The sequence below is a fragment of the Janibacter endophyticus genome, assembly GCF_016888335.1.
GTDB classification, from domain to species: Bacteria; Actinomycetota; Actinomycetes; order Actinomycetales; family Dermatophilaceae; genus Marihabitans; species Marihabitans endophyticum.
On the sequence record NZ_JAFEJG010000004.1, the window covers coordinates 49,766 to 61,081 of the forward strand.

The 11,316-nt window shown below is 68.9% G+C and carries 12 protein-coding genes; 1 reads left to right on the plus strand and 11 read right to left on the minus strand.

Annotation, left to right across the window (positions count from 1 at the left end; translation table 11 throughout):
• Positions 1-331: 331 nt before the first annotated feature.
• The 3 genes from JNO54_RS15090 to JNO54_RS00260 form a co-directional block, all read right to left on the minus strand.
• Positions 332-964, minus strand: a complete 633-nt coding sequence (locus JNO54_RS15090) for a ketopantoate reductase family protein (protein WP_372430701.1) — start codon at positions 962-964, stop codon at positions 332-334.
• The gene (locus JNO54_RS00255; RefSeq protein ID WP_204142085.1) at positions 855-1,454 is read right to left on the minus strand and encodes a CueP family metal-binding protein; all 600 of its coding nucleotides are present in this window, start codon (positions 1,452-1,454) and stop codon (positions 855-857) included. Before JNO54_RS00255 ends, JNO54_RS15090 begins: the two co-directional genes overlap by 110 nt.
• Positions 1,455-1,548: 94 nt before the next feature.
• The gene (locus tag JNO54_RS00260) at positions 1,549-1,980 is read right to left on the minus strand and encodes an Hsp20/alpha crystallin family protein (RefSeq protein WP_204144465.1); all 432 of its coding nucleotides are present in this window, start codon (positions 1,978-1,980) and stop codon (positions 1,549-1,551) included.
• Positions 1,981-2,239: 259 nt separating this feature from the next.
• Here JNO54_RS00260 and JNO54_RS00265 point away from each other — a divergent pair, with 259 nt between their 5' ends.
• Entirely contained in the window at positions 2,240-2,890 is a 651-nt protein-coding gene (locus tag JNO54_RS00265) for a TetR/AcrR family transcriptional regulator (protein ID WP_307817983.1), read from the plus strand.
• Between the two features lie 213 nt (positions 2,891-3,103).
• On the opposite strand, the gene JNO54_RS00270 is transcribed toward JNO54_RS00265, so the two are convergent.
• From JNO54_RS00270 to recR, 8 genes are all read right to left on the minus strand, one after another.
• Positions 3,104-3,895, minus strand: coding sequence for a DUF2382 domain-containing protein (locus JNO54_RS00270; RefSeq protein ID WP_204142086.1), 792 nt, complete (start codon positions 3,893-3,895; stop codon positions 3,104-3,106).
• A gap of 127 nt (positions 3,896-4,022) precedes the next feature.
• Complete coding sequence (locus tag JNO54_RS00275; protein ID WP_204142087.1) at positions 4,023-4,817, minus strand: mechanosensitive ion channel family protein; 795 nt, start codon at positions 4,815-4,817, stop codon at positions 4,023-4,025.
• 567 nt (positions 4,818-5,384) lie between these two features.
• Positions 5,385-6,584, minus strand: a complete 1,200-nt coding sequence (locus JNO54_RS00280) for a pyrophosphate--fructose-6-phosphate 1-phosphotransferase (RefSeq protein WP_204142088.1) — start codon at positions 6,582-6,584, stop codon at positions 5,385-5,387.
• Positions 6,581-7,498 carry a LytR C-terminal domain-containing protein gene (locus JNO54_RS00285; protein WP_204142089.1) on the minus strand — a complete coding sequence of 306 codons (918 nt, stop codon included), beginning with the start codon at positions 7,496-7,498 and terminating at the stop codon, positions 6,581-6,583. Before JNO54_RS00285 ends, JNO54_RS00280 begins: the two co-directional genes overlap by 4 nt.
• A 183-nt stretch (positions 7,499-7,681) precedes the next feature.
• Positions 7,682-8,758 carry an aspartate-semialdehyde dehydrogenase gene (locus JNO54_RS00290; protein WP_204142090.1) on the minus strand — a complete coding sequence of 359 codons (1,077 nt, stop codon included), beginning with the start codon at positions 8,756-8,758 and terminating at the stop codon, positions 7,682-7,684.
• Positions 8,755-10,023, minus strand: coding sequence for an aspartate kinase (locus JNO54_RS00295; RefSeq protein WP_204142091.1), 1,269 nt, complete (start codon positions 10,021-10,023; stop codon positions 8,755-8,757). The genes JNO54_RS00290 and JNO54_RS00295 overlap by 4 nt, the downstream gene beginning before the upstream one ends.
• A 123-nt stretch (positions 10,024-10,146) precedes the next feature.
• Positions 10,147-10,704 (minus strand): DUF5063 domain-containing protein, encoded by a 558-nt coding sequence (locus JNO54_RS00300; protein ID WP_204142092.1) that lies wholly within the window; start codon positions 10,702-10,704, stop codon positions 10,147-10,149.
• Positions 10,697-11,296 carry a recombination mediator RecR gene (recR, locus tag JNO54_RS00305; RefSeq protein ID WP_204142093.1) on the minus strand — a complete coding sequence of 200 codons (600 nt, stop codon included), beginning with the start codon at positions 11,294-11,296 and terminating at the stop codon, positions 10,697-10,699. The genes JNO54_RS00300 and recR overlap by 8 nt, the downstream gene beginning before the upstream one ends.
• Between the last annotated feature and the right edge of the window lie 20 nt (positions 11,297-11,316).

The window sequence follows — 11,316 nt, forward strand, 5'->3', positions numbered from 1 at the left end:
CCTAAGGTCGAATGCGCACAACTGGCTCCCTTCTGTGTCAAGTGGCTGTCGGCGGCGCGTTTTCGGTTCTCCGCCTTGTAGGGTGTCGGTGCTCGGCGCGGTCAAGATCGTTCCCCGGTGCTAGGGCATGTCTCCCAATTGCCAGTGCCCTGTCATCGTGACGCGCGCTCGGCGGCAGAGTCGGACGTCAGCCGGAGGCTACGTCCTCCACGCGGCATGAGCGTGCGTGTGCTTGTGCGTCCTAGTTGTCGCGACGCTGGTTCACGCGGTTTGCGACATCGGTGAGCGGGTTGTCGATGATGTCGAGGATCAGACCAAGGTCGACGCGGAACTACTCGTGGATGACGACGACGGTTAGCGCCAGCCGTTGAGCAGGGCGCGACACCGCCACGCCCCACTCGGCGTCCGGGGTGGGCCCAGTACCCAACCGCTCGGCGAACACTGCCACCACCAGGTCACGTCGACGCGGGGCCCGCTCGACATCCGCGCGGGCCAGAGCGTCGGGCAACTCGTCCAGCGTGAGGTCGGTGCCGTAGGCGGGGTTGCCTGGCTGCTGACGCCATGACTCAGCAATCGAGCCGGCCTCGTAGGGCTCGGCCGGTCTGGTCGAGGGAGTCCTCGAGCTGCTGCGCCATGACCGCGACGAGGGCGAGGTCGAAGGGGGTGTGCCGGCCGGCCGTGGGGTCGCCGGGATGTCCACGGAGGCGCCGTTGACGGTGAGGTCACCCCGGCTTAGCCGATCGGCCCGGGACTCGGTGGCGACGAAGGCGACGTCGATCCCGGCGCGCGAGAGGTGGGCGGCGTATATCGTGCCGAGAGCGCCGGCGCCGAGGACCCCGGCCGAGTGATGGGCATCAGGCCAGCCTGACGGTGGTGAGGCAGGTGAGGTCCTCGTCCCCGGTGGTGACCGTGGCGCTGCCCCGCTCGTCACCGCGAGCAAGGGTGATCGTCGCCTCGACGTCACGCGGGAGCCAGAAACCCACGAAACCGTTGTCGAAGGTCCTCCGCGTCTCGTCGACGAGCACCTCGCCGTCGGCGGTCTCGATGCGCACGTCGATCTCCTCCTCAGACATCTCGCCGCGGCAGGTCGTCAGGCTGTGGAAGAAGCAGTCGTGGGTGCCGTCGACGTACGGCGCGACGGAGAGGTAGAAGCGCTCCTCCGGCATGGGGAGCTCGTGCTCGACACCCTCCTTGGAGTTGCTCACGACGAGGACGTCGGGCCGCACCGAGGCCATGAGGTCGGCGGGCCGGTCTGCGACGGGGAGACGGTCGAGCCGATCGACGAGGGTCACGGTGTCGAGCCCGTCGAGGTCGTGCGCTGCGAGCAGGTCCTGGGCCGTGGCCGTCGGGGACGACGCCGCGGCATCCGACCCGCCCTGCGTTCCTTCGCCGGACCCGCAGGAAGTGAGGAGCAGTGCGGACAGTGCGAGAGCGGCGATGCGACGGACAGGCATGTGACCGAGTCTACGAAGGACCAGAGGGCAGTAAGGCGGGAGGCCCTTCACCCGAGGTGGGTGAAGGGCCTCCTGCGGTGGGCCGTCCCGAAGGTCAGGCGTTGATCTGCTGCCGCCCGCCTTCTGCGGTGCTGATCTGGATCTTGCGCGGCTTGGCCTGCTCGGCCACCGGGATCCGCAGGGTGAGCACCCCCGCGTCATAGCTGGCCTGGATCCGCTCGGTGTCCAGGTTGTCCCCCAGCACGAGCTGACGGCTGAAGGTGCCGCGGGCCCGCTCGGCGGCGAGCATCTCCTGGGACTCGCTGCGCGGCGGTCGCTGCGCGCCGACGGTCACGACATTGCGCTCAACATCGAGCTCGATCTTGTCCGGCGCGATGCCGGGAAGGTCGAACTCCACCACGAAGGTGTCCCCCTCGCGCCATGCGTCCATCGGCATCGCGGCCGGATGGGCCAAGGTGCCGTTGCCTCGCACCAGCTGCTGGGTGAGACGGTCGAGATCGCGGAACGGGTCAGTGCGCATCAGCAACTGAGCCATGGTTGAACACTCCTTCCTGATCTTCTCGGGGCCACGGGATCCATCACGGTGGCCGTACTTTGTCTTATAGCCCCTGCGGCTCGGAGAGGCAAGAGGGGCGGTCTGCTCGGCGGCGCCGCTCGGGGACACCGTGCGAGCCACGTACGATCGCCGTAGGGCCGTTGCGAGTGACGGAAGATTCACAGGGAAGGTACCGATGGGCTCCCGGTCAGAGACGCCAGGCAGGGCACGACTGAGCAGAGACCTCATCGTGCGTTCTGCCCTGGCCTACATCGACGCGCACGGAGCTCAGAAGCTGACGATGCGATCCTTGGGCAGCGCCCTGGGCGTTGAGGCGATGTCGCTGTACCGGCACGTGTCCGGCCGCGAGGACCTCCTCGAGGCTGTCGTCGCCCAGATGCTGCACGGGCTGGAAGAAGACCTCGACTCCGAGCTCTCCGAGACCTGGCAGGGCTACCTGCAGACCTTCGCCCACCAGGTCCGAGCCGTTGCGGTGGCCCATCCTCACGCCTTTCCTCTGGTGGCTACCCGCCACCCCGCCGCACCGTGGCTGCGCCCACCGCTTCGCAGTCTGAGCCTGGTCGAGGACTTTCTCAGCACGTTCATCCGGTACGGGTTCACCGAGGATGGCGCTGTTCACGTCTACCGTTCCTTCAGCGGTTTCCTCTTGGGGCACCTGCTGCTGGAGTCGGTCGTGCAGGGTGCTGCGACCTCCCCCGTCGATCTCGCTCTCGACGAGGGCGACGCGCGCATCCCCGAGAGCGACGCTGAGCTCGATCTCGAGGACTTCCCCACCGTCAAGCGACTGCGGCCGGCGCTGAGCCAGGACCACGCCAAGGCCGAGTTCGAGATCGGGCTTGAGGCGCTCATCGAGCGCATCGAGCTGCACGTCTCGCAGTAGCCCCTGATCCGACCGTCGCTCAGCGCCAGCGGACGGACCTTGAGATCTGCTGCGAGCCAGGTCTGCCAGCCTGCTCACACGTTGACTGGCTGGTGGATTCCCGGTCGCAGTCCTCTTTGCCGTGCTGCTGCCCATGCGGTGGCCCGGTGTTCGGGGTGCAGACAAAGGAGTCCCCCATGACCTACCGGGGCCATGGGGGACTGCCGGTGGGGATCAGCCGCGCTCGGTGTTCTCGCGCCGGGTGGCCTCTTCGGGCAGATCGGCCTCGATCTGCTCCTTGCGCACCTCTTCACTGACCTGCTGCTCGTCGGTAACGGTCTCGGTGCCGAGCTTGACGCGCTCGACCGGGACGGTCTCCTTGTTGACCACGACGCGCTCCTCGGTGAGAGTCACCTCGTGCTCCTCCTCGGCGAGGTCGCCGCTGGCCAGGGCCTGGTCGCGGTTGGCGTCGGTGATGGGCTCGCGCTCGAGACGGACCTCCTCGCGCTGGACCGGGACGGTGGTAGTGACGTTCTCGGTGACGATGTACTTGCGCAGCCGGGCCCGTCCGGTGGCGACCTTCTCGGTGCCCACCTTCAGGCGCTCCTCCGAGCGGGTCATCGCGTCATCGGTGTTGGGGCCGGAGGTGGCCTGCGCCTCGCTGGGCACATCCCGGCCTTCGCCACGCAGGTCCTGGTCTGTGCCGCCGGTCTCGATCCCGTAGTAGCGGTAGAGCTCGGCCTCGTCGTCGGCGTCGAGGTGCCGGTCGGCGTCGACGCGGGGGGCGTCCTTGATGACGGACTTGTCGAAGGCGACCTGGACCTCGTCATCGCCGCGCACTGTGGCGCCGCGCAGCGGGACGAAGGACTCGCTGGTGCCGAAGAGACCGGTGTTCGCGGTCACCCACTCGGGCTGGCCGGTCTCGTCGTCAAGGTAGACCTGGCCGACCTTGCCGACCTTCTCGCCGGCCGCGTCGATGACGGTGCCGCCAGCCATGAGGGTGCTGATCTGCTCGGTAGAAATCATGATTCCTTCACTTTTCGATCGATGGGGCTTATTTCGTAAACATAGCCTGAGGTTGCCGGGCCCGGCCGGGCCGCAGGGACCCCTCTTCGGGGTGTATCCGCACGGCCCGGGACGGGCACGGCGGGCCTCAGCCCTGGTTGCGGTCGAAGGGGACGTCGGCGGCCTGAGCGCCACCGGTGGGGCGGGTGCGCACCTCAGCGGCCTGGGCCTTGTCCTTGGCCTGCTGGGCCTGCTCCTTGACCGAGGGGGCCTTGGCGACCTCGGCCTTGATGTTCTGGGTCTCGCTCTCCATCGTCCCGAGGTAGCTCTCCCAGCGGGCCTGCATGGGCTTGATCAGGCCGCCGCCGACACCGACGACGAGGATGCCGCCGATGGTGGCCAGGACGGTGATCAGGACGGGCAGGGTGACGCTGGTGGCGATGCCGACCTGGTTCAGAGCGGCGATGATGCCCAGACCCAGGATGAACGCGGCGGCGATGTTGGCCAGGATCTTGCCGTAGGACAGCCCCCCGATGGTGTTGGCGATGAGCTCGCGCACGGCCGTGGCGATTGCAGCGGCCAGCACCACGATGACGATGGCCACGACGATGCTGGGCAGGAAGGCGATGACCCGGGTGAGCAGGTCGCTCACCGGGTTGGGCCCGAAGACACCGAAGGCGAGCTGGAGCACGAACAGGATCAGGGTGTAGTAGACGAGCCTGCCCACGATCGAGGAGGCGTCGTACTGCGACTTCGCCAATGCCCGCTTGACCCCGCCACGCTCCACGGCGCGGTCAAAGCCGACCCGCTCAAGGATCTTGTCGGCGGCCTTGCCGAGGACCTTGGCCACGATCCACCCGATGACCAGGATGAGCAGGAACATGGCGATCTTGGGCACGTACAGCGCCACGGCAACCCACAACTCGTTCAACGCGTTCTCCATAGGGATACCTCCTAAAGGGTAGGTTTACAACGTAAGGGCTTGCTCCGTTGATCAGTGTGCCAGAGTTGTAAGCGTGAAAGAGCCTTCGTCGCCTACCCAATGTCCACGGTGCGGGTGCACCCACATCTCGGGGGTCAGCGACTGGCGGTTCGATTCCATGGGCGAGCATGAGACGCGATCGTTGACCTGCTCGCAGGGTCACACGACCACCTATGGCGCTCGGAGAGCGACCGCATCACCTCGCTCTCTGCTTGCCACGGTCCGCGACGCCCTGAGGAGGTGAGCTCAGGGCGCGAGGTTGCCGCAACAGCGCTTGGCCTCGTTGCGTGCAGGGGAAGAGGTGGAGTTGAGTCGCTGATCGTGGTGTAGCGCGGTCGCCGTGTTCGTCCTGGTCCTGACAGGCCCACCATGCCGCGAGCAGTACCAGCGCTTGGTATCGCTCAGCGTGGGATCCCTGAGTCGGGTGATCGAGCTCGAGCTGGCTGTGCCAGGCACGCGCGACCGCCCGACCAAGCAGAAGGCCCTGGACCGGTGAGCGGTCCAGGGCCTTTTCCGTCGGTGCTGCGGCTAGCGCTGGCCGATGCTCCCGAGCAGCTCGGAGAACCATCCGACCTCGACGTCGAAGGCCTTGCCGCCGGCGATGCGGGGGAACTCGATCGCGCGCAGCTCCTCGCCACGCTCCTCGTCGTGGCCGATGACACCGGACCCGCCCGCGAACGCGGTGTCGACGGCGAGGTCGGTGCACTCCTTGATGAGGGCGAGGTCCTCGTCGTTGGCGGCCGCCGACCGGGCGAAGTAGCCCGACTTCTGGACCATGACCTTCTCCGCTCCGACGAGCTCCGCGAACTGCTTGGCGAACCAGGCACCCGGGTTGACCTTGTCGAGCTGGACGTGGCCGAAGGGGTCACGCGGGACCTCCTGGCCGGCCGCCTCGAGCTGGGCGACGATGTCGGAGACCCCGGCGCCCTCGCTGAGGAAGATGTTGACGCAGCCGATCTCGTCCATCACCGCACGGAGTCGCTCGGCCTCCGCATCGAGGTCGACGTGCCTCTCTGGGACGAAGACGGCGTGGACGTCCCAACGGCGGTGGTCGTTGCCGAAGGCCGGGACGAACTCCTGCTCGCCGACCCAGGCGTGGTGGCGGCGCGCGGTCTCGGCCGTCAGCCAGCCGCAGTGGCGCCCCATAACCTCATGGATGATGAGCATGCGCGGGTTCGAGGAGTGCTCGGCGAGGACGTTGCGGGCGAAGATCGCGCCCTGCTCGGCCGCCGTCCACGCCCCGAGGCTCTGGCGGATCGGCACGACGTCGTTGTCGATGGTCTTCGGCAGACCGACGACCTGGAGACCGTAGTCGTGCTCGGCGAGGTAGGCCGCAAGGTCCGCGGCGGTCGTGTTGGTGTCGTCCCCGCCGATGGTGTGCAGGACGTCGACGCCGTCGGCCTCGAGCTGCTCGGCCGCGACGTGGAGGGGGTTGCCGCCCTCGGGCACCAGCCCACGCCGGACGCAGTCCTCGACGTTGGTCAGCTTGACCCGGCTGTTGCCGAGGGGGCTGCCGCCGAAGCGGTGCAGCCGCGCCGCGTCACGACGCACCTCGTCGGTGACCTCGATCGAGCGACCGGTGAGCAGACCGGCGTAGCCGTCGACGTACCCGATGATCCGGACGTCGGGAGCGAGCGCGGTGTATCTCTCGATGAGACCGCCGACGGCAGAGGACAGGCAGGGGGCGAGCCCGCCTGCGGTGAGCATGGCGACGGTCTTGACGGTCATGACGCGGTGCAGGGCCTCTCGATGTGGTCCGGCGGACGCACGAAGGGCACGACCTCAGGGACCTCGGTGATCGGGACAAGATCACTGTAGGCGTTGCCCAGGACGAGGTCGACGGCCTCCCCCTCGCGCCTCTCGACACGCTGGGTCGTCGCCCCGGGGACGTGCTCGGAGAGGCGAGCGGCGGCCTTCGCGCCGTCGGGCCCGTACCGGATCACGGCGACCTCGTCGGGGAGGTATGCGCCGGAGGGATCGTTGCCCGTCGCGTCCACCGTGAACCCACGATCTGCCAGCTCGTCCGCGACGTCCTTGGCCAGGCCCTCGCGATAGGTCGTGTTGTAGACCGAGAGGGTGATCTCGCTGGGAGACGGCGGCGGGGGCTCCTCCTCGTCCGTCAGCTCGGTGTAGCCGTAGCCCAGGATCACGTTGACGTCCTTGCCCGCGCGACCGTCGAACCACAGCTTGGCGCCTGGGATCTGCTGCTGCACGAGCAGCGCGTTGTCACGGCTCTCGGTGCCGTGGTAGATCGTCGCGGCGCCCTTGACGTAGACCCGGTCGTCGGCGTTGCTCACCTGCGAGATGACGAATCCGCGGTCCTCGAGGGTGCTGGCCACGGAGCGAGCCAGACCGGCGGTGTCGTTGGAGTTCTGCAGGTGGATCTTGAAGGAGTCGCGAGCAGGCCCAACGACCCGCTCGGGGACGCACACCACCTCCGGCTTGCCGAGGAGGTTGACGCTGTACGCCGTCGCCACGGTGGCCGTGCCGAGGACGAGACCGGGCAGCGTCACGAGGAGGATGGCGCGTCGGCGGCGACGGCGGGCAAGGACCCGCTTCGCCGACTCGTCGAGCTCGTCGACCCGGAGCACCTCGTACCCCGCAGCAGGTCGCGCCGTCCAGCGGCCATCCTCGTCAGCCATCACCCGCTCCTCGCCCCTGTCCCTCGATGCGAGCTCAATTGTCACACAGGCACCGCTGATCACATCAGTCACACACGTCACAAGTAGGCATCGAGTGTGCCCACCTGTCATGACGTCATGAGGAGACGACCCGCTGCACAACGGGCGGTCACGAAGGGGACACTTCCGGGAGAACCGTGGGGGTCAGCGGACGAGCTCGGCGGCGATGTTGAGCATGGCGGCGGCTCCGCGGCGCAGGGTGCCGGCGCTGAGGAAGACCTCGATGTTGTGACCCAGGCCCGCCGGCTGCCGGATCCGGCCGACGAAACGGGGGTCGATGCCGACGACGTCCACCGGGGTGGGGACGTCACCGCCACCGTGGGTGTCGACGACGACGAGCGCGGGTGCCTCGACGAAGGCCCTGCTCACCTGGTCCGGTTTCACCGGGCGGGCGAGCCGGGCATGGATGGACATCGAGTGGCCCGACACGACCGGCACCTGGACGAGGGTGGCGATGACCGGGACATGAGGGAGGTCGAGGATCTTGCGGATCTCCGCCTCGACCGAGCGCTCTGCAGTGGTCCAGCCGTCACCCGCGGGCCGACCCACCCACGGCACGACGTTGAGCGCCAGGGGCGCGGGGAAGGGTGAGGACCCCGGGAGGTCCGAGATCGCCGCCCGGACATCGCCCGGGGAGAGCCCCGCGGGCCGCCCGTCGACGAGCGCTGCCATCTCGGCCCGCAGTCGCTCGACACCCCCGTCGGAGTGGCTGTCGGCCGCGACGAGGCCGGTGACGACGAGCAGCTGCAGCTCCCACCCGCGGTGGAGGACGTGAGCCGCGTCGATGAGCGACCAGGTGACCGGGCCGGGGACCGCGACGATCCCGGCCGGCCGATGGCGGAGCGCTGCGTCGTTGATGCCGGGCACGACGAGGGGGACGTCGTCGTCGAGCCGATGGGCCGAGCTGGCGTCGACGACGACCGCCCCAGCCGCCACGGCGCGTGACGTCCACTCGGTCGTGCGGTCGCTCGGCAGGTTGAAGAGGGCTACGTCGACGTCGTCGAAGGAGTTCTCTCCCAGCACCTCGATCGGCTGCTCTCGGCCGCGGACCGGCAGGGTCCGGGTCGTCATCCTCGGCGAGAGCAGCCTGATCTCGCCCCACCGGTCCTCGTGCAGCGCCATCGCACCCACGAGGGCCTCCGCGAAACGCCCTGTCGCGCCGACGACCGCCAGGGTCGGGCGGTCGCCCGACCCGGTCCCCGCGGCGCGGGTCGAGGTCACCGTCCGGTGCCGCCGTAGACCACGGCCTCGCCGTCGGCCGTGTCGAGCCCGAAGGCGGAGTGCACGGCGCGGACGGCGTCGTCGAGCTGGTCAGAGCGGGTGATGACCGAGATCCGGATCTCGGAGGTCGAGATCATCTCGATGTTGACGCCGGCGTCGGCCAGCGCCTTGAAGAAGGTCGCCGAGACGCCGGGGTGCGTCCGCATCCCCGCACCGACGAGAGAGATCTTGCCGATCTGGTCGTCGTAGATCAGCTGCTCGAAGCCCACGGTGGCGCGCAGCCGGTCGAGGGCCTCGATCGCCTTCTGCCCGTCGGTCATCGGGAGGGTGAAGGAGATGTCGGTCAGGCCGGTCTCGGTCGCGGAGACGTTCTGGACGATCATGTCGAGGTTGATCTGGGCGTCCGCGACGCCCTGGAAGATCTCGCCGGCCTTGCCGGGGCTGTCGGGCACGCCGACGACGGTGATCTTGGCCTCGGTGCGGTCGTGCGCGACGCCGCCGATGATCGGGTCTTCCACGGTCTCTCCTTGAGGTTGGCCGCCCACCCACGTGCCCTCCTTGTGGGAGAAGGACGAGCGGACGTGGATCGGCATGTCGAATCGGCGGGCGTACTCGACGCACCGCAGGTGCAGGATCTTGGCGCCCGACGCGGCCATCTCGAGCATCTCCTCGTGGGAGATGTGCTTGATCTGGCGGGCGGACGGGACGATGCGGGGGTCGGCGGTGAAGATGCCGTCGACGTCGGTGTAGATCTCGCAGACGTCGGCCTGCAGTGCCGCCGCGAGGGCGACCGCGGTCGTGTCCGACCCGCCGCGACCGAGGGTGGTGATCTCCTTGCTCCCCTGGCTGACGCCCTGGAAGCCGGCGACGATGACGATGTGGCCCTCGTCGATGGCCGAGGTGATGCGGCCGGGGGTGACGTCGATGATGCGGGCCTTGCCGTGGCTGTCGTCGGTGATGACGCCCGCCTGGGAGCCCGTGAAGGACCGGACCGTGCTGCCGAGGCTGTCGATGGCCATCGCGACGAGCGCCATGGAGATCCGCTCGCCGGCGGTGAGGAGCATGTCCATCTCGCGGGCAGGGGGCATGGGGCTGACCTCGTTGGCGAGGTCGAGGAGCTCGTCGGTCGTGTCACCCATCGCGGAGACGACGACGCACACGTCGTGACCCGCCTTCTTGGTGTCGACGATGCGTCGGGCCACCCGCTTGATGCTCTCGGCATCGGACAGCGAGGAACCGCCGTACTTCTGGACAACCAGGCTCACGCAGCACTCCCGGAGAGGGATCGAGGGCGGAGGACGGCGTCGTGCCGTCCCGGAGACGCGACCAGCGTAGACGAGGCTCCTGCTGGCTGAGGTCGCGTCCCGCCCAGCGGAAGGGGGACGTGATCAGCCGTGCAGCGCGTCGAACTCGGCGTCCGCGACGGTCTCCTCGTCGGCGTCGAGCCGGACGTGGGCCAGCAGGCCCTGGAGGACCCGGACGGCCATGGCCGCGCGCTCGCCCCAGACCGAGAGATAGCTGAACTGCCACCACCACAGCGCCTCGGTCGTGCGGCCTGCCGAGTGGTGGGCCAGCCCGTGGGTCAGCGCCTCGGTGATGATCGCGAGATCGTTGGAGAGCGATCCCGACGTCACCGCCCCCGAGGTCACGGGGTCCTCGAGATCCGCGTACTCGTCGAGCCCGTCGAAGAGCCGGGCGATGCCCTCGCGCAGCGGGTCGACGTCCGAGTCGGGCGCATCGGGCTCGAAACGCTCGACGAGCACGACGTCAGCGATCGCCCCGAGCCGGGCACCCATGAGCTGGACCTGGCTCGTCGCGAGGAGGAGCAGCGGGATCGCCGACTCGGGCGCGGCGCCGGAGGCGACCTCCACGGTGGTCTCGACGAAGTAGCGGGCCTCGGCGGCGCACTCGTCGGCGAGCAGGCGGGTCTCGTCGTACTCAGGCATTGAGCAGCTTCCTTCCCTCGAAGGCCCGGCCGAGAGTGACCTCGTCGGCGTACTCGAGGTCGCCACCGACGGGCAGGCCGGAGGCGAGCCGGGTCACCCGGATCTCGAAGGGCTGGAGCAGCCGGGCGAGGTAGGCCGCGGTCGCCTCACCCTCGAGGTTGGGGTCGGTCGCGATGATGATCTCCGCGATGTCGCCCGAAGAGAGGCGCGCCATGAGCTCGGAGAGGCGCAGGTCGTCGGGGCCGACGCCGTCGAGCGGGCTGATCGCACCGCCGAGGACGTGGTAGCGGCCACGGAACTCGCGGGTCCGCTCGATGGCGACGACATCCTTGGGCTCCTCGACGACGCAGATGGCCGTCGGGTCGCGGCGGGGGTCGGCGCAGATCCGGCACTGCGGTCCCTCGGCGACGTTGCCGCACGTCTCGCAGAAGGCAACCCTGGCCTTGACCTCGGTGAGCGCCTGGACGAGCCGCTGGACGTCGTGGGGGTCGGCCTGGAGCAGGTGGAAGGCGATGCGCTGGGCACTCTTCGGCCCGACCCCGGGCAGCCGCCCGAGCTCGTCGATGAGGTCCTGGACCACGCCTTCGTACACGTGCGTGACCCTACGCCCCG

Excerpts from the sequence above, each read along its gene's own strand:
- JNO54_RS00255 (WP_204142085.1), bottom strand. The coding sequence starts at position 1,454 with ATGCCTGTCCGTCGCATCGCCGCTCTCGCACTGTCCGCACTGCTCCTC.
- JNO54_RS00270 (WP_204142086.1), bottom strand. The coding sequence starts at position 3,895 with ATGATTTCTACCGAGCAGATCAGCACCCTCATGGCTGGCGGCACCGTC.
- JNO54_RS00275 (WP_204142087.1), bottom strand. The coding sequence starts at position 4,817 with ATGGAGAACGCGTTGAACGAGTTGTGGGTTGCCGTGGCGCTGTACGTG.
- JNO54_RS00280 (WP_204142088.1), bottom strand. The coding sequence starts at position 6,584 with ATGACCGTCAAGACCGTCGCCATGCTCACCGCAGGCGGGCTCGCCCCC.
- JNO54_RS00285 (WP_204142089.1), bottom strand. The coding sequence starts at position 7,498 with ATGGCTGACGAGGATGGCCGCTGGACGGCGCGACCTGCTGCGGGGTAC.
- JNO54_RS00300 (WP_204142092.1), bottom strand. The coding sequence starts at position 10,704 with ATGCCTGAGTACGACGAGACCCGCCTGCTCGCCGACGAGTGCGCCGCC.